Below are 22,848 nucleotides of genomic sequence, written 5' to 3'. Positions count from 1 at the left end.
ACACCATGAAAAAACACAACTACAGCGCAGGACCTTGTATTTTACCGCAAGAAGTTTTTGAAAAATCAGCACAAGCAATTTTAAATTTTAACGATTCCGGATTATCGCTTTTAGAAATTTCGCACAGAAGTAAAGATTTTGTTGCCGTTATGAATGAAGCTAGGGCCATCGTTCTTGAACTTTTAGGCCTTGAAGGGAAAGGCTACAGCGCCTTATTTCTTGCTGGCGGAGCGAGTTTAGAATTTGTGATGGCACCTTACAACCTGATGAAAGAAGGCGGAAAAGCTGCTTATCTTGATACAGGAACTTGGGCAGCAGCTGCTATCAAAGAGGCCAAACTTTTTGGTGAAACTGTGGTTGTCGCTTCCTCAAAAGAAGAAAATTACAATCACATTCCAAAAGGGTATACAATACCAGCAGATGCTGATTATTTCCATTGTACAAGTAACAACACTATTTTTGGTACGCAAATGAAGGAATTTCCATCAGTTGATATACCACTTGTATGTGATATGAGTTCTGATATATTTTCAAGAGAATTGGATTTTTCTAAATTTGATTTGATTTATGCCGGAGCACAAAAAAATATGGGTCCAGCAGGAACTACGCTGATTGTTGTAAAAGAAGAAATTTTAGGTAAAAATGATAGAATAATCCCTAGCATGTTGGATTACGCCAAACATATCAAAGCAGAAAGCATGTACAATACTCCTCCTGTTTTCCCTGTTTACGCCTCATTATTGACCTTACAGTGGTTGAAAAACCTTGGTGGAATTGCTGCTATTGAAAAAATAAACAATGCCAAAGCGGCTTTGCTTTATGGAGAGATCGACAGAAACCCGCTATTCAAAGGAGCTGCCGCTGTTGAAGACCGTTCAAATATGAATGCTACTTTCTTATTGAATGATGAAGCACATGCTGCAACATTTGATGCAATGTGGAAAGCTGCGGGAATTTCAGGTTTGCCTGGACACCGTTCAGTAGGTGGTTACAGAGCTTCTATGTACAATGCGCTTCCATTAGAAAGTGTTCAGGTATTAGTAGATGTTATGCAAGCTTTGGAAAAAGCAATTTAAAAATTAAAATATTGAATGATTTAAAGATTTGAAAAATCAATTTTTAATCAATCACTACATTAAACAACACAGATTGAATCTTTAAATTTTTCAATCTTTAAATATAAAATACAAATGAAAGTATTAGCCAATGACGGAATTTCTAAAAGTGGAATTCTAGCTTTAGAAAAAGGTGGATTTGAAGTGATAACAACAAAAGTAGCACAAGAACAAGTGGCTAACTTTGTAAATGAAAATAATGTAAGTGTAGTTTTGGTACGTAGTGCGACTAAAGTTCGTAAAGATATCATTGATGCTTGCCCAGGATTGAAAATTATAGGTCGTGGTGGTGTAGGAATGGACAATATTGATGTGGATTATGCTAAAAGCAAAGGAATTCACGTAATCAATACTCCGGCTTCATCATCAGAATCAGTGGCTGAATTGGTTTTTGCACATTTATTTTCTGGTGTTCGTTTCTTGCATGATTCTAACAGAAATATGCCGCTTGAAGGCGATACCAACTTTGATGGTTTGAAAAAAGCCTACGCAAACGGAATTGAATTAAGAGGAAAAACACTTGGAATAGTTGGAATTGGCCGTATTGGTCAGGCTACTGCTAAAATGGCGCTAGGACTAGGAATGAAAGTTATCGCTGCCGATAGTTTTATCCCGCAAGTGGATATTAAAGTGGAATTTTTTGACGGACAATCCATCACGACTACAATCGCTTCACAATCATTGGAATCTTTATTCAAAGAAGCTGATTTCATTACATTACACGTCCCTGCGCAAGATGGTTACATCATTGGTGAAAAAGAATTGGCAATCATGAAAGATGGTGTGGGAATTGTAAACTGTGCGCGTGGCGGAGTTATTGACGAAGTGGCATTAGTAAAAGCATTAGACAGCGGAAAAGTATTATTTGCTGGATTAGATGTATTTGAAAACGAACCAACTCCTGAAATGGCTATTTTGATGAACCATAAAATCTCGTTGACTCCACATATTGGTGCTGCAACTGGAGAAGCACAAGACAGAATCGGTACAGAATTAGCTTCACAAATTATTAGTTTGTTAAGCTAGTTTTTCTTTCTTAAATATTTAATGAGAGGCTGCTTGATAAAAGCAGCCTCTTTTTTTGGTCAAAACTCTATCAATCAATCATTTGTTTTTGTAACTTTATAGTTCAATTTTTCCGTCATGAAAAACAGTTACTACATTATAATCGTCCTTTTTTTTGTGTTTTTGAGTTGTACCACTTCAAAAAGTGCATTTCCAAGTACTGAAAAATCTGTTGCTGCTCAGGGTGACACAGTCCGAATTGCTAATGATGAACTGGAATACGAGGTGATAATTATTGATCCCGGTTTTAATAGCTGGCTTAATTCAAGAGCATTGCCACGTGGCTATCACTCACAATCTTTTTTGGAAACCAAAAACCAACTATATGTAACGGAATGGAACAGTCGGGTTTTGCAACCGCAACGATATGATCCCAATTTATATGAAATGACAATCAACTATGACCCTAATATTGATTACGGCTATGAGGTAAATTATTTGATATACAATTACATGATTTATTTCCAAAACACCTACAAACAAAAACTTTTTGGTTTTGTCCCCATCAGATAATGTCACTATATTTGTATTCATTATAAATAAAAATGAACAAACTGAAACAACGTTGGGGAATTGACAGCAATTTTCAACTTACCATTATATTTATTGTTTTTGCGATAACTGGATCTGCATCGGCGTGGCTTTCTAAACCTTTTTGTTTCTGGCTTGGAATTACAAAAGAACATTTAGGCTATTGGTTTACTCCTGTCAGATTAATTCTAATTTTTCCCATATACCAAGTCTTATTAGTATTGATAGGATTTTTGTTTGGACAGTTCAAATTCTTTTGGGCTTTCGAAAAAAAAATGCTGAAACGATTGGGATTAGGATTTCTTTTTAACGACTAACAAAAAATGCCTCGAATTACGAGGCATCTTTGTTTTTAATTACATAATTATAAATCCAGGTTAACGTAAAAGTTGGAATAAAATCCGAAAATGGTAAAATTTCTTCTAGAAATGTAACTACTCCTCCTACTCTTCCTATTGTGCCTTTATACATCCAAGTCATTAAAAAACCGGCTAAAGGAGCCCAAATTACATCTGAAAATTCACCGATAAAAGGTACGGTAAACGAAAGCATTCCAATGGAATCAAACAGAATTCCCAATGCCAGATTTCTGGTTTTGTTATTTACTGCACTAACGGACACTTGTTCTGTCATAGTATTTAGATTATTATTTTCCAGAATACGTACAAATCTAATGCCAATTATTTTTTGAGCTTATCCTGATATAATTTTTTCAATTTATCAATTTTAGGAGTAATCACATAACTGCAATAGCCTTGGGTTTTATTTTGATTGTAGTAGTTTTGATGATAATCTTCGGCTACATAAAACTTAGACGCAGCAGAAATCTTAGTGACAATTGGTTTTCCAAATGTATTCTCAGTAGTCATCAAAGCGATATAATCTTCGGATAATTGTTTTTGAAAAGGATTGTGATAAAAAATTTCGCTGCGGTATTGTGTCCCAATATCATTTCCTTGACGGTTCAATGTCGTAGGGTCGTGCGTGGCAAAGAATATTTCTAACAGCTCGCCAAAACTAATTTTATTGGGATCAAACGTAATCTCAATCGCTTCGGCATGACCGGTATCACCAGTACTTATTTCTTGGTACGTAGGATTCACCGTATTTCCTCCGATATATCCTGAAACTACCTTACTTACACCGTCCAGTTCTAAAAAAACTGCTTCAGTACACCAAAAACAACCTCCTGCAAAGGTTGCAACTTCCATTCCGTTTTGTATTTCCATATTTTTTGTTTCTATACTTTTTGGTAAAGTAATATTCTTTTCTTTTGCACAAAATGAAAAAGGCAATAGCGCCAAAAAAATCCCAATTATTTTTTTCATAATTTGTATGATTTAGAATCAAATTTATTCAATAAATCGTTGTGAATATTCTCTGTTAACTAAAGTTTATAGTTTGTCAAAGGAAAATAATTGGAGTTCCAATTCATAATCATTAAAATCTTTGTTTCTTTGTAAAAACAGTTTCAAAATGATACAAGCCAAAAATCTACATAAATATTACGATCAACTGCATGTGTTGAAAGGAGTTGATTTACATATTCAAAAAGGAGAAATAGTCTCTATTGTAGGAGCCTCAGGTGCTGGAAAAACAACACTTTTACAAATTCTTGGAACTTTAGACAAGCCAACCGTTGAAAACGGAATTGAGTTGCGCATCAATAATGAAGACATTCTGACGATGAATGACAAAACCTTATCGAAATTCAGAAACTTGAATTTAGGTTTCATTTTTCAATTTCACCAATTATTACCTGAATTTACGGCAATGGAAAATGTGTGTATTCCTGCATTTATTGCCAATAAACCAAAAGAAGAGACTGAGACTGAAGCCAAAAAATTATTAACTTATCTTGGTCTTTCGCACAGAATGAATCACAAACCCAACGAACTTTCGGGTGGAGAACAGCAACGTGTGGCAGTAGCTAGAGCGCTGATTAATAAACCAGCCATCATTTTTGCTGATGAGCCTTCCGGAAATCTCGATACAGCTTCTGCTGAGAACCTGCATCAATTATTTTTCAAATTGCGCGATGAGTTGGGACAAACTTTTGTCATTGTGACTCACAACGAGGAATTAGCGAACATGGCCGACAGAAAACTAATAATGGTGGACGGTTTAATTAGTAACTAGGAGCTATTTCCAGCTATACACTGTATCTTTTTATTTTTAAAGAAAAAATAAAAAGGATGCCGTTTCTATCTGGGCTATACCTTGCAACAACAAGCTGTATTTCCTAAAATAAATTAGTACTCAAAGTCATCCATCGATAATGAATCCATCAGAACTTAAAGATTTTCTCGACGAAAAAGTCCTGCAATACAACACACTCGACTTCATAGAAAGCGATCCGGTACAAATTCCACATTTATTTTCACAAAAAGAAGATATTGAAATTGCAGGTTTTCTAAGCGCTACTATTGCTTGGGGAAATCGGACGATGATTATCAAAAATTCACATCGCATGATGGATTTGATGGGAAATGCGCCGTATGATTTTGTCATGTCGCATACTGAAAATGATTTAGAACGATTGGAAACTTTTGTTCACCGCACGTTCAACGGAATAGATTTTACTAGTTTTATTAGAAGTTTACAACACATCTATACAAATCACGGCGGTTTAGAAGCGGTGTTCAGCAAACATCAGGAAACCCATTCGATGCAAAAAAGCATCCACGAATTCAAGAAAATATTTTTCGAAATTCCACACCAGTATAGAACCCAAAAACATGTATCAGATCCGCTGAATAATTCTGCGGCAAAAAGGATCAACATGTATCTGAGATGGATGATTCGTCAAGACAATAAAGGCGTCGATTTAGGAATTTGGAAAAGCATTTCGCCAGCTTCGTTATCATGTCCTTTAGACGTACATTCTGGAAATGTAGCCAGAAAATTAGGCATTTTGACACGGAAACAAAATGATGGAAAAGCCTTGTCTGAATTGGATTTAAAACTTCGTGAATTTGACAGTGCTGATCCTGTTAAATATGACTTTGCCTTATTTGGTTTAGGTGTTTTCGAAGGATTTTAATGTAATACATCGGAAATATTTTTTTTAACTTTTTATATTTTGTAATATTATGATATAAAACACTGCTAATCATGGACTTATTTATTTTATATCTAAAATATTATATTATCCCATTGTTACTGATATCCACAGTATTATCGACACTAGTATTACTATCAAAACGAATTTATTACGAATATAATAAACCTTACAGACAGGCTGTAACCAACAAAGCCGAGATTTTTTTGACTGAAATGATTCTCTCAAAACCCAATGAAGAGACAATCAACAAAAAACTACTGCAGTTCAAAAAAGAAATTCCACTCCATAAATCTTGGTGCAAAGAACTCGTCATTAATGATATGATTCGATTTAAACATAGTTTAAAAGGAAAAGCATCAGAACCTATACTTTTTTTTTATCAAGCACTAAACCTTAATAAATATTCTGCGCGCTTAATTCGTGATTTTAGAAGCTATAACAAGTGTGAAGGCTTTTATCATTTTCAAGCTTTAGATTATAAAAAAGGTAATTCCATCATTAAACCTTATCTAAAACATCCTAATATCGTGATTCGGTCTAATGCTAATATGGCTTTTTTATCATTATCTGAAAATTACATGGAGAGTTTTAAAGAATTACCGTCTACTATTTCGCATTTGTATACCATAAAAATAATGGATCTTTTACATGAAAAAAAATTTCCAATCCCCAAAAACATTGATCAATGGATTGAGACCAACAACAACTCAATTACAAAATTAGGGTTAAAAATAATGGTTTTTTATAATTATAGAAATAAAGCCTCAGAAATCATAGCATTGATTCAAAATGAGGATGATTCTTTGAAAAAAGAAGCTATTATAGCCATACGCGAACTTTTTTTAACTGAAGCAAAAGAAGATTTGATTGTGCATTTCAATAAAGTATCTATTGAAATTCAACTGGAAATTTTAGATACATTAAAGGTTATCGGTGATGAGGCAGTAGTTTCATTTTTAGAGAATGAAATTCAACTACAAACTGACAAAGACCTAAAATTAAAAGCAGTTGATTGTTTGAACGAAATAAACAAAACTGTTTTAGATACTGTGGCCGCCAAGGATTACGACACAATGAAAATGACTAAACATGTAAGAGAAATTTACTTATAATGATGCAAAACCCAACATACCAGTTAATCCATTTTTATGAAGTTTTCATATCACTTTTTTCTGTTACTTATATTTTGCTTTACATTTTCTTATCGTTTCTATCCTATTATGCTATATTAAAACATCTTAGATACCAAAAATATATTTCTGAGGATATTCTCACCAGATCAAATCATTTATTGGGAGTTTCAATTGTGGCGCCAGCATTTAATGAGGGAGTTAGTATTGTTTATAATGTAAAATCACTACTGTCATTAACCTACCCTAAATTTGAAATTATAATCATAAATGATGGGAGCACAGATGACACGCTAACCAAATTAATAACGGAATTTGAATTAGTAAAAATTGATTTTTATTACCAAGAAAAAATTGTGACTAAACCCGTAAGAGGTCATTATAAATCAACTAATCCTATTTATTCGAAACTTTTAGTGGTAGATAAAGAAAATGGGAAAAGTAAAGCTGATGGCTCCAATGCTGGTATTAATTCGTCAAAATATCCTTTGTTTTTATGTACCGATGTAGATTGTATACTTAAAAGAGACACCATACTTAAATTAGCAAAACCATTTATGGAAAATGAAACAAGAGTGATAGCCACAGGCGCTGGAATTCGAATTTCAAATTCATGCGAAGTTAAAGATGGTTTCTTACATAAAGTGCACTTTCCTAAAGATTGGTATCCCAGATTTCAGGAATTAGAATATGTACGTTCATTCCTTTTTGGCAGAATGGCTTGGAGCCAAATCAACGGATTGCTTTTAGTTTCTGGCGGATTAGGAATGTTTGATAAAGAAATAGCCATAAAAGTAGGTGGCTATTGGCATAAATCATTAGGAGAAGATATGGAATTAATCACTCGAATGAGAAAGCACATGCATGAAAACAAATTAAAATTTTTAATTAAATATATTCCCGAATCGTTATGCTGGACAGAAGTTCCCGACTCGAGAGAAGTGCTGTTAAGACAACGCACCCGATGGGCAAGAGGGCTTATACAAACACTTTTCCTGCATCGAAAAATGTTTTTTAATCCAAAATATGGTAAAACAGCATTTATGATTTTACCTTTCTTTTTGATATTCGAATTTCTCGTGCCAATAATAGAGTTTTTTGGAATCATAGCATTGATTGCCGGTATTTTAACTGGAAGACTGAATACTGAATACTTAATCATCATGAGTGTATTTGTATACATCTTTTATTTGTTGATTACACTTATTTCAATTATGATAGACGATTTATTGTATAAAAGCTATGCCAATTACAAAGAATTAATGGTACTAATCTTTATGGCAATGATAGAGCCTTTCGTTTACCATCCACTAAACATTTATGCATCATTAAGAGGATATTGGTTCTTTTTTAGACAGACCGAACAAAAATGGGGCGTAATGATTCGAAAAGGATTTACAACTACTCAAAAACTAACATCATGATTCAAAGCAAAATTTTAAATATAGCTTGTTTTTTTATTTTTTTATTTTTTGTTTCCAATCAAAAAGTAGCAGCTCAAAAAATTGATTCAGACAGTCTTTTGACCGTTATAATTAAAGACATGCAAAATGGAAAGAATTATGAAAAAAATGTCCAAAGGGCCTTATTAGGAAAAAAATTAGCACCTGCATATTTAGACTATTATCTGGTTTTAGGACGTAATTATGATTTATTAAAAAACACTGACAGCGCAAGATATTATTACAAATATTATATTGATAAAACCCCCATCAACCAAGACGCATATAACTATTTGATCAATATAGAATTAGATGAAAAAAAATACAATAATGCCGAAATCATAATAGACCAAGCAATTGCTTCACATCCGGAAGACAAAGATTTTGAGCAAAAAAAACTAGTAGTATATCAATTGCAAAAAGATCGAAAAAAAGAATATCAATATTTAAAAACATTACAATTAAAAAACCCGAATGATGACCAAATTACGCAACTTCTTTTTCAGTTAGAATCAAAGTTAAGAACGGATCGAATAGGAATCAACTACAGTTTCACCTCTTTCGACAGAGAAGGGTATGGCCCTTGGCATTTAGGAAGTTTGCAGTACATAAAAGAGCGCCAATGGGGTTCCTTGATCGGACGTGTAAATTATGCAGATAGATTATCCTCTGGACACAGCATTGCAAATGGTTTTCAATATGAAGTGGAATCTTATTTTTTTACCGGCAAAAATAATTATTCCTACGTGAACGTGGCTTACAGTGAAGATGCCGTATTTCCAAAATTAAGACTTGGATATTCCTTTTATCAAAATTTCAAAAAGGGCTGGGAAGGTGATTTAGGCATTCGATATTTAAAGACACAAGATGGCACTGAATTCACAACAGGAGTTGTTGGTGTCGGGAAATATATAGATTCCTATTGGGTAAATCTAAGAACCTTTATTCAAAAAGATAAAGAAGATTATTACCCCGCAGTTACGTTAACGGTACGGTATTATTTTGATACCCGTTTTGATTATATAACTTTGACCTCCGGTTACGGATCCTCTCCTGAAGAAAGAACCACTTTAGGCCAGTTCAAAGAGAGGATTTCTTTAAATTCATATAGGATTGGTGCAGGATATTTTAAACTGTTTAACAATCATTATGTAACTGGAATTCAACTCACGTACAACCAGCAAGAATACATTCGTAACTCAACACAAAACGAGCTAGAACTATCATTAATGTTACAATATAAATTTTAAACTATGTTTAATAAACAACTGAAATTATTTTGTACACTATTTTTTTTAGTTCTTATTAACTTTAAAACAATGGCGCAATCCAATATTATCATCGAGAATAAAATGGGTAATGAAAATACTATTCACATAACGGAAGAAAACGCAAAATCAGCAGCAAAAATCCTAAAATCTTATTTAGACAAAAGCTTTTTGAATCCTTTTTTTATCAAAATTGAGAACAATAATAAAGAAACTACTTCAACAATTTACCTTAGAATATCAAATTCAGAAAACCAAAAAGACATAAATAGTTTCATCATTAAAAGTGATTCGAAAGATATTTTTTTGGTAGCACCCAATGAAAAATCATTACGTTACGCAGTTTACACCTTACTGGAAAGCTGGGGATTTAGAAAATTCACTTCTATAGATACTTATATTCCAAAATTAAAAAAAGTTGAATTTCCAAAAAACACAACGCAACACTACAAACCATCTTTTGAATACAGAGTCATTTTATATCCTGACGCATATGATGAAGATTTCAGGGATTGGCATAAATTAGATTGGCATTTAAACGACTTCAGCGTTTGGGGACATTCCTTTGATAAACTTCTACCGCCAAAAGAATATTTCAAAACGAATCCTGAGTTTTATGCTTTGTATGAAGGAAACCGAAGAGCCGAGTCACTTTGCATGACTAATGATACCGTTGTTGCCATTGTGACAAAAAAAATGGGAAAAATAATTACTGAAAACCCAAACACTACTTTTTACTCAGTGAGTCAAAATGATGATGCCGTTTATTGTGAGTGCGCTCAATGCAAATTATTGAATGAAAAACATGGTGGACCTCAAGGCTCTCTTTACTATTTTTTAAACAAAATTGCCATGCGTTTTCCAAAAAATAAAATAACAACTTTGGCCTACCTACACACTTACAAGCCACCAACAGGCCTAAAAATAGAACCTAACATATATACTTTATTTTGTCCAATCGAATTGAATCGTGGGAAATCAATTATAAATGACACAGAAAGCAAACCGTTTATAAAAATATTACAAAATTGGGGAAAAACAGCTTCTAATCTATATTTATGGGATTATACAGTGCAATTTTCAAACTATTTTTCTCCCTTTCCAAACTTTCATACCTTTTCTGATAATTATAAACTTTTTAAACATAATAATGTTAAAGGTCTATTTGTGCAAGGTTATGCTGATGTTCCCGGTGATTTTTCGGAATTGAGACAATATCTTTTAGCAAAAATTTTATGGGATACCGAAATTAATATTGAAACAACTACAGATGATTTTTTAAGAGGTTTCTATGGAAAAGCAGCCTCTAATATCAAAAAATATTTAGTCCTTTTAACCGAAAATCAGAAAAATTCTAACGCTGATTTGGATATATACTCCGGTCCCGTTCAAAGCAGAAATACATTTTTATCCCCCGAGGCAATGAACCAATACGATCAATTACTGGAGGAAGCCATAGAAGCAGTTGATGGAGACCTTACTTTAGAATCCAGAATACATAAATTAAGACTGGCATTAGAGTTTGTGTTTTTTGAACAATCTAAATTTTATGGAAAAGACCAACATGGGATGTTTATTATCAACGAAAAAGGTGAAAAAGAGGTAAAAAAAGGACTCAATGAAAGAGTTCGTAAATTTGCTGAAACTTGTAATCAATTTGGAATTTACGAATTGAGTGAAGATGGGTTATCACCAGATAAATATTATGAAGATTGGCTAGAAATAGCCAGAGAAACAACAACACATCTTGGAGAAAAAATGCAAGTCAATTTTTTAACTGCACCAGCTGAAGGTTTTACTGGAAAAGGAGGTTACGGACTAGTTGATGGAATAAGAGGACATACTGATTATAATATTAATTGGATCGGTTGGTATGGAACCAATCCCGAAATAGAACTAATAACGAATAATTTAGAATTTAATCAACTAAAAATAAATTTTCTAAACAATCAAAGACACTGGATTTTTCTGCCTAATAAAATTTTAATTTATGGCTTTAAAAAGAAAAAATGGAATCTCATAAATGAAAAAAAAATTGTAAATTTAACTAAAGATTATACTGTCAAAACATCCCAAATAGAAATACAAGATAAAAACTTCAGAAATTTTGAAAAAATAAAATTAATAATAGAAAACCAAGAAGAATTACCCGTTTGGCGAAAACGAAAGCTAAAAAAACCAATGGTAATGATTGATGAGATTGAACTTTATAAAAAATAAAATATCTCGAAATGAATAGCGACAAAAAAATACTAATTATAGAAGATGATGAATTGATGGTTAAAATCCTTAAATTCATTCTCAATAAGGAAGGATACCAGTTGAGCGTTATTAAGGACGGTTTAAGTGCCGTGGAACAAATACACTCCATAAATCCAGATATGGTAATTACCGACCTTTTGTTACCCTATAAATCCGGGCTGGAAGTTATTCGTTTTGTTAAAGAAAATTTTGAAAAAATACCCATAATAGTTTTATCTGCTTTGGGCGAAGAAGAACATTCCGTTAGTGAAGTGTTTAAGCTTGGTGCTGATGATTTCATTGCAAAACCATTTAATCCAAACGAATTGGTACTTCGAGTGAAGCGATTATTAAATCATTAATTGAATCAAAAAACTAAAATGTAACCTGAAATTCGTTGATTTTAGAGCATTACTTTCAAAAAGACTATCTTTGCAAAAAATTTAAGCAAATGACTACTTTTGAGCAATTCAATCTTCCTAAATCCGTACAAAAAGCAATAGACGATTTAGGATTTACAACACCGACTCCTATTCAAGAAAAAACTTTTTCTGTGATAATGTCCGGAAGAGACATGATGGGAATCGCTCAAACGGGTACCGGTAAAACATTTGCTTACCTATTGCCCTTATTGAAATTATATAAATTTACTCCAGGTCATACACCCAAAATAGTGATTCTGGTTCCTACACGTGAACTTGTCGTGCAAGTTGTGGAAGAAGTTGAAAAATTGACAAAATACATGTCGGTTCGAACTATTGGTATTTTTGGTGGTGTCAATATTAATACTCAAAAAACAACCGTTTATCAAGGTTGCGACATACTAGTGGGAACTCCAGGAAGAATCATGGATTTAACACTGGACAATGTCATTCGTTTTGAAGAGATGCAAAAACTGGTAATCGATGAGTTTGATGAAATGCTAAATTTAGGATTTCGTACGCAATTGACAGCTATCTTAGCGATGATGCCAAAAAAACGTCAAAACATCCTTTTTTCGGCTACGATGACAGATGAAGTAGATGCAATTTTGAATGATTATTTTGATTATCCAGAAGAAGTTACACTTTCTGCTTCAGGAACACCATTGGAAAATATCAAACAATTATCCTATCAAGTTCCTAATTTCAATACCAAAATAAACCTTCTAAAACACTTATTGCAAAATAACGAGGACATGAGTCGTGTTCTGGTATTTGTGAATAATAAAAAGATTTCAGATATGGTTCTCGAGCGAATCGAGGAAGATTTTGACGGTCAGTTTGGAGTAATTCACTCTAATAAATCACAAAATTATCGTTTGAGCACGATGGCTTTGTTCCAAGAAGGAAATTTACGTGGTTTGATTACCACAGATATTATGGCCAGAGGTTTAGATATTTCAAATATTACTCATGTTATCAATTTTGAAATGCCAGAAATGCCAGAATTATATATGCACAGAATTGGTAGAACTGGTCGTGCCGATGCTTCAGGGACCGCCATAAGTTTTATCGCGCCTCGTGAAGAAGAGTTCAAAGTAGAGGTTGAAGTACTGATGAATATGGAATTGGCAATTGAGCCTTTCCCAGAAACCGTTGAAGTTTCATCCAAATTAATTGAACCTGAAAAAGACAGACAACCGATTAAGTTTTTGATGAAAAAACAGAAACTTGACGGAGATGGCGCTTTTCAAGAAAAAAGTAAAAAGAACAAGAAAGTCAACTTGGGTGGACCTGGTGTAACAAAGAAAAAAACGCACGGTTCTGTAAATAGAAACATGCTAAAAACCAGAGACAAAAAGAGAAAAGACAAGAACAAATAAGACTAAAAAAAGGCTAAAAATGATAATCATTTTTAGCCTTTTTTCTTGAATCTTACTATTTAATTCTTAGTAAAAACCAAACAAACAGGAGAACATAAAGCTATTTTTTTTCCAGTATCTGTAAGTGCTCCCGTAGTTTTATTTCTTTTAAAAATCACCACATCATTAGTATATTGATGTGCTACCAGAAGAAAATTCCCGCTTTGGTCAATGGCAAAATTTCTAGGTCCTTTTCCTAAAGTACTGGTTTGTCCTTTCAAAACTAATTTTCCATTTTTTAGAATTTTAAAAATTGTAATGTTATTGGCTTCACCGCGATTAGACGCATATAAAAACTTCCCGTCAGGCGAAATATGGATATCCGCAGAACTGAACGTTCCTTTGAAATCTTTAGCTAAAATAGTCGTTTCATCAATCTTTGTCAATATTCCGTTGGAGTAACTAAATACCGTTAAGGCTCCGTCAAGTTCCTGTAATAAATAAACAAACTTTCCATTTTTACTGAATGTCAAATGTCTGGGTCCACTACCCGATTTTACTGAAATACTGTCTTTCAGTTCTAAAACAGTATGTTCAGAATTAGGATTATAGCCATAGGAATACACTTTATCATTCCCTAAATCGTTAGACAAAATAAACTTTTTATCTGGAGAAAAATGAACCATGTGTACATGCGGACCTTCTTGTCTTTGCGTATTAATTCCTTTACCATAATGCTGGATTACTTGCTTTGCTGCAGTAAGACTTCCATCATTATTTTTACCAAAAATGGAAATATTCCCACCAGAATAATTGGCAACAATTACATTTTTATCATCGTTTATAATGTAACAAGGATCAGCACCTTTTGAACTTTGCTTGTTGATTAAGTCAAGCTTTCCGCTTGCTGGATTATAACTAAAAGAACTTACCGAACTTTCAGCACCAAATTCATTTACGGAATACACAAAATTATTATCTTTTGAAACCGTCAAATAACTTGGATTTATAACTTTTTCAGTCGCATTTTTAAAACTGAAATCACCTGTCTTTGAATCAAAATCATATACATAAATTCCTTTGCTATCGCAGCTTTGAGTGTAGGTTCCAATCAGTAAATTAAATTTATTTTTTTGTGCCTGAACACTTGTAAAAATGAAAATTAATAGAACAATAGCAAACGGATTTTTCATGTTTTTAAATTTTATTAGAAAGCTAAAATACACATTATATCCATAATGAATGTCAATTGTTTATTCCTTTGAAAAATTATAACAACTTCATCTAAAACTGTCAACAAATTTGTATTTTTGACTCATAGAAATCAATGAACTCCATTGAAAGTAAAATCCATTGAAGTAAACTAAACCTCGAAATGCATTTTAAAAATCCCGAAATTTTATACTTTCTGTTCTTATTGATTGTTCCAATTTTGGTTCATTTATTTCAATTACGCCGTTTCAAAAAAGAATATTTCACTAATGTTCGTTTCTTAAAAGCACTTTCGATTCAAACCAGAAAAAGCTCTAAAATCAAGAAATGGCTGCTTCTCGCCTGTCGTTTATTATTGCTAACTTGTATTATTATAGCATTTGCACAGCCTTTTTTTGAATCCAAAGACAGCAAAAATGCCAACAATGAATTGTATATTATTTTGGACAATTCTTTTAGTATGCAAGCCAAAGGCAAAAAAGGCGAATTGCTAAAAAGAGCTGTTCAGGAACTGCTTGAAGAAACTCCGGAAAATGTAAATTTTTCTTTGCTTACCAATTCCGAAAATTATTGGAACACCGATATAAAGTCGATTCGTGGTGCTTTGCAAAATCTAAAATACAGCGCAACTCCGTTCCAATTGGATAATATAATGGCAAAAATAAAAGCGCATAAATCGGCTTTTAAAAAAGATATCGTTGTCATTACCGATGCTGTTGGTCTTGATAAAAAACAACTGAAAAATAGTGATGCAACAGATTCACCTCTATTTATAATGCCAAAAGCAGAACAAAAAAATAATGTTTCTATTGACAGCGTTTTCATCAATAAAACATTAGAAAATTTTTATGAAATTAGTGTGCAAATATCCGGTTATGGTGATGATTTCAAACCGATTCCAATTTCTCTATACAACGAAAATAAACTCATTGCAAAGACAATCGTAACTTTAGACACAAAGAAAAAAAACCTCAACTTTACCATTCCAAAACAAGCTTTTCATGGTTATTTTTCGATAGTTGACAATGGATTGAGTTATGATAACACCTTATTTTTCAGTATCTCTAAAACGAATAAAGCCAACATTATCAGCATTGGAGAACCATCAAAAAGCAACTTCCTTTCCCGAATTTACACCAGTGAAGAATTCAATTTTAACAACTATACTTTAAGCGCATTAGACTACAACAAACTGGAAGAACAAGATGCAATTGTTCTCAATGAATTAGATGAAATCCCGCAAGCTTTGGCGACCACTTTGAAATCTTTTGTAGAAAAAGGCGGCAATTTAATTGTGATTCCTGCAGCAATAAGTTCCATTACCAATTTGAATTCTTTTATTTCAAATTTTGGAAATCTTAGATTCAATTCTTTAGAAAACAGAGAAAAGCTGATTACTAAAATCAACTTCAATCATCCTATATTCAATAATGTTTTTGAAAACAAAGTGACTAATTTTCAATATCCAAAAACAAAAAAATCGTTCGTATTATCAAGTTCAAGTCCTGCTGCTTTATCTTATGAAGACCAAAGTGTTTTCTTGACATCGATAGCAAATTCGGTTTCAGCAGTTGCCGTTTTTGCAGCTCCTATCAACATCAAAAATTCAAATTTTCAGCAATCTCCATTAATAGTGCCTACATTTTACAAGATGGCAATGAACAATCAAAACAACGGTGTAAATGCTCTGATAATAGGAAATAACAATCCGCACTTGACAGAAGCATCGTTAAACAAAGACGCTATTTTAACGGTAAAAGGCTTAGATGAACAATTTATTCCTATCCAACAAATTCTGAATAATAAAGTCAGAATGACTTTCAATGATTATCCGGGACAAGCTGGGAACTTTAGCATTTTCAATAAAAAAGAATGGGTTGAAAACATCAGTTTTAATTACAACAGAACTGAAAGTGATTTGGCTTCAGCCAATGACAATATTCTTTCTGACTATAAAACAATCGAATCCATCCCATCGCTATTTGATACTTTACAAACTGACAGAACTGACAATCAAATTTGGAAATGGTTTGTTATCTTTGCACTGTTATTTCTGATTAGCGAAATGGCAATTATACGATTCGTAAAGTAAATAACGGAGGTTAAATACTTGAAAAAATAAATGTGAAATTTGTCTGGTTGCAAAAGTTAATGCAGTAATACGAATTCCATATTCCATTAAAAAATAAATATTATCTACATATGAAATTAATCATCAGAGGCGCTAAAATTATCGATTCAAAAAGTCCCTTTCATAATAAGACTGCAGATATTTTAATTGTTGATGGTTTTATAAAAAAAATTGGAACATCACTTCCAAATCCAGATAAAGCAGACGAAGTAAAGCTTGATAATTTACACGTTTCACAAGGCTGGTTTGACAGCAGCGTTTCTCTAGGAGAACCTGGTTTTGAAGACAGGGAAACCATTTCAAACGGACTTACTGTAGCTGCAAAAAGTGGTTTTACCGCAATCGCATTACAACCCAACTCCTTCCCTATTATTGACAATCAATCCCAAGTGAATTTTGTTTTGAATAAAGCACAAGGATTTGCAACTCAACTCTATCCTATTGGTGCTTTGAGCAAAGAAAGTGCGGGAAAAGACATGGCCGAATTGTATGATATGAAAAAAGCCGGAGCCGTTGCTTTTGGCGATTATAATAAAAGTTTGGACAATGCTAATTTGCTGAAAATCGCCTTACAATACGTTCAGGACTTTGATGGATTGCTTCTTGCTTTTTCTCAAGACGAAAATATAAAAGGAAACGGAGTTGCAAATGAAGGCATTGTTTCTACCCGATTAGGATTGAAAGGAATTCCAAATCTTGCCGAAGAATTGCAAATTGCAAGAAATTTATTTCTGTTAGAATATACCGGAGGAAAACTTCACATTCCAACAATTTCTACTAAAAAATCAGTTCAATTAATCAAAGAGGCTAAAGCCAACGGACTACATGTAACGTGCAGTGCTGCTGTGCATCATTTGGTTTTAACCGATGAAAAACTGGAAGGTTTTGATACGCGTTATAAAGTTTCTCCGCCCCTTAGAACTGAAACCGACAGAAAGGCTTTGTTGAAAGGAATAAAAGACGGAACTATTGATATGATTACATCCGACCATAATCCGATGGACATTGAACACAAGAAAATGGAATTTGACGGTGCCAAAAATGGAACCATTGGGCTAGAAAGTGCTTTTGGTGCTTTGATGACCGTATTGCCATTAGAAACCGTAATAGATAAATTGACCTCCGGAAAAATAACTTTTGGAATCGAAACAGAAACGATTAATGAAGGTTCAAAAGCAAATATTACCTTATTTAATCCAGAACCAAAAAGCATTTTTACAAAATCATCTATTTTATCCAAATCTAAAAATTCTGCTTTTCTAGGTACTGAAATAAAGGGGAAAGTGTACGGAATTATGAATCAAGGAAAATTAATTTTAGCATAGAAAAATGAATAATAATAATAATAATAATAATAATAATAATAATAATTCAGAGTCCGGTAAAACTGCCGCGATTACCAGTTATATTTTAGGAATTGGCGTTTTCATAGCGATGTCAATAAACTCAGAGGATAAAAATGCATTTGCCTCCTTTCACATCCGTCAAGGACTGGGACTTACCTTAACGTTTATATCATTGGGATTGATCATCAGCAATTTTGACAGCTTAATGATATCCGCTCCCATGTGGATTTTCGTATTTGTTTTATGGTCGTATGGCATTACAAGTGCTATAAAAGGAGAAACAAAACCAGTTCCATTATTAGGGACTTATTATCAAAAATGGTTATCAAACATATCATAATTACAATGAATTTATCTTTAGAATACAAAATAAGAGAACCAAAAATAAAATTAGACAAGAATCCACTTTTACTTTTATTGCATGGATACGGCAGTAACGAAGAGGATTTATTTTCCTTCGCCACGGAACTTCCTGAAGAATATTACATTATTTCAGCGCGTGCGCCTTATGATATGCAATACGGTGCTTTTGCTTGGTACGCCATTAACTTTGATGCGGACGAAAACAAATTTTCTGACCACGAACAAGCTAAAGTTTCTAGGGATTTAATAGCTGGATTTATTGATGAGTTAATTGCCAATTATCCAATCGATAATAAACAAATTGCTTTAGTTGGCTTCAGCCAAGGCGCTATTTTGAGTTACGCAGTTGCACTTTCTTATCCTGAAAAAGTTCAGAAAGTAGTCGCTATGAGCGGGTATTTAAATTTAGAAATTGTATCTGAGGATTACCTCAAAAACAACTTTAATAATCTGAAAATATTTGCTTCACACGGAACAGTAGATCAGGTAATTCCAGTAGAATGGGCGAGAAAAACGCCTTCAATATTGGAGAATTTAGGAATAAATATAACTTACAAAGAATATCCAATTGGTCATGGAGTTGCTCCACAGAACTTTTATGACTTCAAAAATTGGCTTCAGCAAAAATAAGTTTCAGTAATCAGTCGCAGTTGTCAGGGTATACTATCTGAAAACTGCGACTGCTTATTTATTTCTGATACAACAACGATTGATTCACTTCAAAAGAAATGCTTTCATCTTCATTGACAAAATATTTCAAAAAAACTTCTCCCCAAATTTCACCATCACTGAAGTCCGCAATAATCCATCTGTGGTTTAGTATTTTCACTTTGTTAATAATAAATTTATTAGCACTAATTTGGTCTTGACCAGTGTAAGGATTGCCTTTTGGATTGGAATTATAATCTAATAATTTTTCAGTAACAACAGGAATTAATTTCTCATATTGAATTATTTTTTTTGAACTTTCTGAATCAAAATAATTTTGTGCATTTTCATTTTTAGCCAAAGAAAAATAATTAGCATCAGCCAACTGATTCGAAACCAAACTCAAACTGTCTCTTAATTTTTTTGTGGTCTTATCGTATCTGTTTTGTTCAAATGTCACCTGTTTGCTTAAAAACATATAGGTAAAAATGGTTGAAAGAACAGCCAAAATAGTTAGATAAAGGAATAATGATTTTTTCATTGTAAATTAAATTGTAATTTCTAAATTATCAAAAGCCAGAAAAACGTTATCGGGAAGATTTTTTTGTACTTCTTCATGATATCCCATAATATGACTGATATGAGTGAGATACGCTTTTTTTGGCTGCACCAAAGTTATAAAATCTAATGCTTCTTTCAAATTGAAATGAGTATCATGAGGTTCTTCCCGTAAAGCATTTATAACCAACACTTTTAAGTTTTCTAATTTTTCAATTTCGCTTTTTTTAATAGTTTTCACATCCGTTAAATAGGCAAAATCATCAATTCGATATCCAAAAACCTGAAGATTCCCATGCATTACATCAATAGGAATTACCGTTTTATTTCCCAGACAAAATGGTTCATTATTGACAACTTCAATAGTTGCAACAGAAGGAGCGCCGGGATATTTATTTACCGTTTCAAAAACGTAGTCAAACCGCCTTCTCAAATTATCGATAACCCTTTGATGTGCATAAATTGGTATTTCTCCCTGTTTGAAATTAAACGGACGAATATCATCTATTCCCGCTGTGTGATCAGCATGTTCGTGAGTAAAAAGGATTCCATCTACTTTTTGACAATTTGAAGAAAGCATTTGCTGCCTGAAATCAGGTCCACAATCAATTATAAAAGAGTAATTTTCCCAAGAAATCCAAACGGAAACTCTGAGTCTTTTATCTTTAAAATCAGTGCTTTTACATACTGGATGATTGCTCCCAATAACAGGAATCCCTTGTGACGTGCCAGTTCCTAAAAAATATACCTTCAATTTTATTACTTTTATTTACAAAAATAGGGTTAATTATCTTTCATTAGAAACCTATTTCATTAACTTTGCAACATATTAGCCATATTAAAAGAAAATGGATACAGAAATAAAATTAAAAGGTGACAAAATCATCGAACAAATCCCTTCCATTAAAGATAAAGCGCTTCGTATCAATTTGAACGAAAATATTTATGGAACTTTTGCAGAAATTGGAGCTGGACAGGAAACTGTAAGACATTTTTTTAGATCTGGTGGTTCTTCAGGCACAATTGCAAAAGCAATGTCAGCCTATGATAAAGATTTTAGTGATGCTGTGTATGGCATTGAAGAGGACGGCCGTTATGTCACTGAAAGCCGACTAAAAAAAATGCTTTCTCATGAAGTAAATCTTATAGAGCAGCGATTGAGCAGAGAAAAACATCCTAACAAAATGTTTTTTAGTTATGCCAATACCGTTGCTACCATCGATTTTGCAAAGCAATTCAAAGGACACGGATGGGTGGGTATAAGTTATCAAATTGAACCAGATGAGGATTATAACGAAATTATTCTTCACATTCGATTTAAAGAAACTGACGTTCGTTTGCAACAGGAAACTCTTGGAATCCTTGGTGTAAATTTGATTTACGGTGCTTACTACAAATACAATGATCCTAAACGTTTATTACGCTATTTATACGACCACCTTGATAAAGACCAATTAGAAATAGATACGATTAACTTCTCAGGACCGCGTTTTGCAGATGTTGACAATCGTTTGATGAGTTTGCAACTTGTCAAAAATGGAATGACTGATGCCGTTATGTTCAATCCTGATGGAAAAAACATACTCCCTGCAGCTATTTTGTACAAAAAAAATATCCTTGCTTTTAGAGGAAGTTTTCGTCCGGTTACAAAAGTGAATATGGACATGTATGAGAAATCATTGAAAATGTTCTTGAACGAGAATAAAGTAAATGCTGAAAATACACTGGTAGTTTTTGAAATTACATTATCAAATTTACGTTCCGATGGTGAAATTGATGAAAGAGATTTCATGGATCGAGCTGAATTATTGTGTTCTCTTGGACAAACCGTAATGATTTCGAACTTTCAGGAATACTATAAAGTGGTGGAGTATTTTGCGAATTATACAAAAGCCAGAATGGGATTAGCCATGGGTGTGAATAATTTAGTAGATATTTTTGACGAGAAATATTACCGTCATTTAAGTGGTGGAATTCTGGAAGCTTTTGGGAAATTATTCTACCGCGATATGAAGGTATTCTTGTATCCAATGATTGGTGAAAATGGAGAAATTATTACATCCGAAAATTTGAAAGTACATCCAAGAATGAAAGAACTTTATAAATTCTTCAAATTCAATGGTAAAGTAGTTGATATTGACGATTATGACCCTTCAATTCTAGAAGTTTTCTCCCGTGAAGTTTTGAATATGATTAATCATGGAAAACCAGGTTGGGAACAAATGCTTCCTTCCGGTATCGCAGAAATAATTAAAGAACACAGACTTTTTGGGTTTGATCCAAATAAAGTCTTGAACGAAAGCAACTAGTACATTAAATTATAAAAAAAGTCCAGAATTGCGGTAAATTATAACCTCAACTCTGGACTTTTCTTTGCATTTCAAAATCTGATTTCAGTTTTTAGAAATGTATTTTAAATTGAACCGGTAACTGAATACCAAAAGGCAACACTAATACTTATTTAAGTATTTGAGCAGCATGCGCCTTAGTTTTTACATCAGAAATCACCTCTTCGATAATTCCTTTTTCATCAATTACAAATGTGGTTCTGTGAATACCGTCATATTCTTTACCCATGAATTTTTTTGGTCCCCAAACTCCAAAAGCCTGAATAACTGATTTATCTTCATCAGCAAGTAATGGAAAAGGAAATTCATACTTGTCTTTAAATTTCGCTTGAGCTTTCGCTGAATCAGCACTTACACCTAACAACGCATAATTATTAGCTTGAAATCGTTCAAAATTGTCTCTTAAATCACAAGCTTCAGCAGTACATCCCGGCGTATTTGCTTTTGGATAAAAGAAAACTACTAATTTTTTTCCTGAATAATCCGTTAATTGATGTGATTTCCCGTCTTGATCTACACCTGAAAAATTAGGTGCTTTATCTCCTTTTTTTAATGTTGTCATTATTTGTATTTTTTACTTATTTGAATTGAATTTGAATATTG

General features: G+C 33.0%; 23 protein-coding genes. 17 read left to right on the top strand and 6 right to left on the bottom strand.

Going from position 1 to position 22,848, the window contains the following annotated elements; translation table 11 throughout:
* Window positions 1-5 precede the first annotated feature (5 nt).
* The 4 genes from serC (at window position 6) to BC952_RS06775 (ending at window position 3,028) form a co-directional block, all read left to right on the top strand.
* Window positions 6-1,076 (top strand): 3-phosphoserine/phosphohydroxythreonine transaminase, encoded by a 1,071-nt coding sequence (serC, locus tag BC952_RS06790; protein WP_121364791.1) that lies wholly within the window; start codon window positions 6-8, stop codon window positions 1,074-1,076.
* 114 nt (window positions 1,077-1,190) lie between these two features.
* On the top strand, window positions 1,191-2,141 hold the full coding sequence (locus BC952_RS06785; protein ID WP_121364790.1) for a D-2-hydroxyacid dehydrogenase: 951 nt from the start codon (window positions 1,191-1,193) through the stop codon (window positions 2,139-2,141).
* A gap of 117 nt (window positions 2,142-2,258) precedes the next feature.
* Window positions 2,259-2,693 carry a DUF6146 family protein gene (locus tag BC952_RS06780; RefSeq protein ID WP_121364789.1) on the top strand — a complete coding sequence of 145 codons (435 nt, stop codon included), beginning with the start codon at window positions 2,259-2,261 and terminating at the stop codon, window positions 2,691-2,693.
* Between the two features lie 32 nt (window positions 2,694-2,725).
* On the top strand, window positions 2,726-3,028 hold the full coding sequence (locus BC952_RS06775; RefSeq protein WP_121364788.1) for a DUF6787 family protein: 303 nt from the start codon (window positions 2,726-2,728) through the stop codon (window positions 3,026-3,028).
* 16 nt (window positions 3,029-3,044) lie between these two features.
* On the opposite strand, the gene BC952_RS06770 is transcribed toward BC952_RS06775, so the two are convergent.
* Together BC952_RS06770 and msrA are read right to left on the bottom strand one after the other, a co-directional pair.
* Window positions 3,045-3,344, bottom strand: coding sequence for a hypothetical protein (locus BC952_RS06770; RefSeq protein ID WP_121364787.1), 300 nt, complete (start codon window positions 3,342-3,344; stop codon window positions 3,045-3,047).
* A gap of 47 nt (window positions 3,345-3,391) precedes the next feature.
* Window positions 3,392-3,940, bottom strand: coding sequence for a peptide-methionine (S)-S-oxide reductase MsrA (gene msrA, locus BC952_RS06765; RefSeq protein WP_121364984.1), 549 nt, complete (start codon window positions 3,938-3,940; stop codon window positions 3,392-3,394).
* A 247-nt stretch (window positions 3,941-4,187) separates the two neighbouring features.
* Between msrA and BC952_RS06760 the strand changes: the two genes are divergently transcribed.
* The 8 genes from BC952_RS06760 (at window position 4,188) to BC952_RS06725 (ending at window position 13,660) form a co-directional block, all read left to right on the top strand.
* The gene (locus BC952_RS06760) at window positions 4,188-4,850 is read left to right on the top strand and encodes an ABC transporter ATP-binding protein (protein WP_121364786.1); all 663 of its coding nucleotides are present in this window, start codon (window positions 4,188-4,190) and stop codon (window positions 4,848-4,850) included.
* A gap of 139 nt (window positions 4,851-4,989) precedes the next feature.
* Window positions 4,990-5,754 carry a TIGR02757 family protein gene (locus BC952_RS06755; RefSeq protein ID WP_121364785.1) on the top strand — a complete coding sequence of 255 codons (765 nt, stop codon included), beginning with the start codon at window positions 4,990-4,992 and terminating at the stop codon, window positions 5,752-5,754.
* Window positions 5,755-5,825: 71 nt separating this feature from the next.
* Window positions 5,826-6,887, top strand: a complete 1,062-nt coding sequence (locus tag BC952_RS06750; RefSeq protein ID WP_121364784.1) for a HEAT repeat domain-containing protein — start codon at window positions 5,826-5,828, stop codon at window positions 6,885-6,887.
* The gene (locus BC952_RS06745) at window positions 6,887-8,329 is read left to right on the top strand and encodes a glycosyltransferase family 2 protein (protein WP_121364783.1); all 1,443 of its coding nucleotides are present in this window, start codon (window positions 6,887-6,889) and stop codon (window positions 8,327-8,329) included. Before BC952_RS06750 ends, BC952_RS06745 begins: the two co-directional genes overlap by 1 nt.
* The gene (locus BC952_RS06740; RefSeq protein WP_167445707.1) at window positions 8,326-9,597 is read left to right on the top strand and encodes a YaiO family outer membrane beta-barrel protein; all 1,272 of its coding nucleotides are present in this window, start codon (window positions 8,326-8,328) and stop codon (window positions 9,595-9,597) included. Before BC952_RS06745 ends, BC952_RS06740 begins: the two co-directional genes overlap by 4 nt.
* A 69-nt stretch (window positions 9,598-9,666) precedes the next feature.
* The gene (locus BC952_RS06735; RefSeq protein ID WP_244200105.1) at window positions 9,667-11,835 is read left to right on the top strand and encodes a DUF4838 domain-containing protein; all 2,169 of its coding nucleotides are present in this window, start codon (window positions 9,667-9,669) and stop codon (window positions 11,833-11,835) included.
* Window positions 11,836-11,846: 11 nt separating this feature from the next.
* A complete protein-coding gene (locus BC952_RS06730) occupies window positions 11,847-12,218 on the top strand; it encodes a response regulator transcription factor (RefSeq protein WP_091171968.1) in 372 nt (123 codons plus the stop codon).
* An 89-nt stretch (window positions 12,219-12,307) separates the two neighbouring features.
* Window positions 12,308-13,660 (top strand): DEAD/DEAH box helicase, encoded by a 1,353-nt coding sequence (locus BC952_RS06725; protein ID WP_121364781.1) that lies wholly within the window; start codon window positions 12,308-12,310, stop codon window positions 13,658-13,660.
* A gap of 59 nt (window positions 13,661-13,719) precedes the next feature.
* On the opposite strand, the gene BC952_RS06720 is transcribed toward BC952_RS06725, so the two are convergent.
* Window positions 13,720-14,832 carry a lactonase family protein gene (locus BC952_RS06720; RefSeq protein ID WP_121364780.1) on the bottom strand — a complete coding sequence of 371 codons (1,113 nt, stop codon included), beginning with the start codon at window positions 14,830-14,832 and terminating at the stop codon, window positions 13,720-13,722.
* A 182-nt stretch (window positions 14,833-15,014) separates the two neighbouring features.
* Here BC952_RS06720 and BC952_RS06715 point away from each other — a divergent pair, with 182 nt between their 5' ends.
* From BC952_RS06715 to BC952_RS06700, 4 genes are all read left to right on the top strand, one after another.
* Window positions 15,015-16,943 carry a vWA domain-containing protein gene (locus BC952_RS06715; RefSeq protein WP_121364779.1) on the top strand — a complete coding sequence of 643 codons (1,929 nt, stop codon included), beginning with the start codon at window positions 15,015-15,017 and terminating at the stop codon, window positions 16,941-16,943.
* A 110-nt stretch (window positions 16,944-17,053) separates the two neighbouring features.
* Window positions 17,054-18,307, top strand: coding sequence for a dihydroorotase (locus BC952_RS06710; protein WP_121364778.1), 1,254 nt, complete (start codon window positions 17,054-17,056; stop codon window positions 18,305-18,307).
* 4 nt (window positions 18,308-18,311) lie between these two features.
* Window positions 18,312-18,668: a hypothetical protein gene (locus BC952_RS06705; protein WP_121364777.1), complete on the top strand. Its 357-nt coding sequence runs from the start codon at window positions 18,312-18,314 to the stop codon at window positions 18,666-18,668.
* 5 nt (window positions 18,669-18,673) lie between these two features.
* Window positions 18,674-19,321 carry an alpha/beta hydrolase gene (locus BC952_RS06700; RefSeq protein WP_121364982.1) on the top strand — a complete coding sequence of 216 codons (648 nt, stop codon included), beginning with the start codon at window positions 18,674-18,676 and terminating at the stop codon, window positions 19,319-19,321.
* Between the two features lie 58 nt (window positions 19,322-19,379).
* Here the strand turns inward: BC952_RS06700 and BC952_RS06695 are convergent, their stop codons facing one another.
* Both BC952_RS06695 and BC952_RS06690 read right to left on the bottom strand, forming a co-directional pair.
* Entirely contained in the window at window positions 19,380-19,880 is a 501-nt protein-coding gene (locus BC952_RS06695; RefSeq protein ID WP_121364776.1) for a hypothetical protein, read from the bottom strand.
* 6 nt (window positions 19,881-19,886) lie between these two features.
* Window positions 19,887-20,651, bottom strand: a complete 765-nt coding sequence (locus BC952_RS06690) for an MBL fold metallo-hydrolase (protein WP_121364775.1) — start codon at window positions 20,649-20,651, stop codon at window positions 19,887-19,889.
* Between the two features lie 94 nt (window positions 20,652-20,745).
* Between BC952_RS06690 and BC952_RS06685 the strand changes: the two genes are divergently transcribed.
* Window positions 20,746-22,206 (top strand): TonB-dependent receptor, encoded by a 1,461-nt coding sequence (locus BC952_RS06685; RefSeq protein WP_121364774.1) that lies wholly within the window; start codon window positions 20,746-20,748, stop codon window positions 22,204-22,206.
* 148 nt (window positions 22,207-22,354) lie between these two features.
* Here the strand turns inward: BC952_RS06685 and bcp are convergent, their stop codons facing one another.
* Window positions 22,355-22,807: a thioredoxin-dependent thiol peroxidase gene (bcp, locus tag BC952_RS06680; protein ID WP_121364773.1), complete on the bottom strand. Its 453-nt coding sequence runs from the start codon at window positions 22,805-22,807 to the stop codon at window positions 22,355-22,357.
* Window positions 22,808-22,848: the final 41 nt, after the last annotated feature.

This window comes from Flavobacterium limicola, from assembly GCF_003634755.1.
Lineage (GTDB): Bacteria > Bacteroidota > Bacteroidia > Flavobacteriales > Flavobacteriaceae > Flavobacterium > Flavobacterium limicola.
This window is presented reverse-complemented; position numbering and strand designations above follow the sequence as displayed.

Coding starts and splice junctions, on each gene's coding strand:
- serC (WP_121364791.1), top strand. CDS start 6: ATGAAAAAACACAACTACAGCGCAGGACCTTGTATTTTACCGCAAGAA.
- BC952_RS06785 (WP_121364790.1), top strand. CDS start 1,191: ATGAAAGTATTAGCCAATGACGGAATTTCTAAAAGTGGAATTCTAGCT.
- BC952_RS06780 (WP_121364789.1), top strand. CDS start 2,259: ATGAAAAACAGTTACTACATTATAATCGTCCTTTTTTTTGTGTTTTTG.
- BC952_RS06775 (WP_121364788.1), top strand. CDS start 2,726: ATGAACAAACTGAAACAACGTTGGGGAATTGACAGCAATTTTCAACTT.
- BC952_RS06770 (WP_121364787.1), bottom strand. CDS start 3,344: ATGACAGAACAAGTGTCCGTTAGTGCAGTAAATAACAAAACCAGAAAT.
- msrA (WP_121364984.1), bottom strand. CDS start 3,940: ATGGAAATACAAAACGGAATGGAAGTTGCAACCTTTGCAGGAGGTTGT.
- BC952_RS06760 (WP_121364786.1), top strand. CDS start 4,188: ATGATACAAGCCAAAAATCTACATAAATATTACGATCAACTGCATGTG.
- BC952_RS06755 (WP_121364785.1), top strand. CDS start 4,990: ATGAATCCATCAGAACTTAAAGATTTTCTCGACGAAAAAGTCCTGCAA.
- BC952_RS06750 (WP_121364784.1), top strand. CDS start 5,826: ATGGACTTATTTATTTTATATCTAAAATATTATATTATCCCATTGTTA.
- BC952_RS06745 (WP_121364783.1), top strand. CDS start 6,887: ATGATGCAAAACCCAACATACCAGTTAATCCATTTTTATGAAGTTTTC.
- BC952_RS06740 (WP_167445707.1), top strand. CDS start 8,326: ATGATTCAAAGCAAAATTTTAAATATAGCTTGTTTTTTTATTTTTTTA.
- BC952_RS06735 (WP_244200105.1), top strand. CDS start 9,667: ATGGCGCAATCCAATATTATCATCGAGAATAAAATGGGTAATGAAAAT.
- BC952_RS06730 (WP_091171968.1), top strand. CDS start 11,847: ATGAATAGCGACAAAAAAATACTAATTATAGAAGATGATGAATTGATG.
- BC952_RS06725 (WP_121364781.1), top strand. CDS start 12,308: ATGACTACTTTTGAGCAATTCAATCTTCCTAAATCCGTACAAAAAGCA.
- BC952_RS06720 (WP_121364780.1), bottom strand. CDS start 14,832: ATGAAAAATCCGTTTGCTATTGTTCTATTAATTTTCATTTTTACAAGT.
- BC952_RS06715 (WP_121364779.1), top strand. CDS start 15,015: ATGCATTTTAAAAATCCCGAAATTTTATACTTTCTGTTCTTATTGATT.
- BC952_RS06710 (WP_121364778.1), top strand. CDS start 17,054: ATGAAATTAATCATCAGAGGCGCTAAAATTATCGATTCAAAAAGTCCC.
- BC952_RS06705 (WP_121364777.1), top strand. CDS start 18,312: ATGAATAATAATAATAATAATAATAATAATAATAATAATAATTCAGAG.
- BC952_RS06700 (WP_121364982.1), top strand. CDS start 18,674: ATGAATTTATCTTTAGAATACAAAATAAGAGAACCAAAAATAAAATTA.
- BC952_RS06695 (WP_121364776.1), bottom strand. CDS start 19,880: ATGAAAAAATCATTATTCCTTTATCTAACTATTTTGGCTGTTCTTTCA.
- BC952_RS06685 (WP_121364774.1), top strand. CDS start 20,746: ATGGATACAGAAATAAAATTAAAAGGTGACAAAATCATCGAACAAATC.
- bcp (WP_121364773.1), bottom strand. CDS start 22,807: ATGACAACATTAAAAAAAGGAGATAAAGCACCTAATTTTTCAGGTGTA.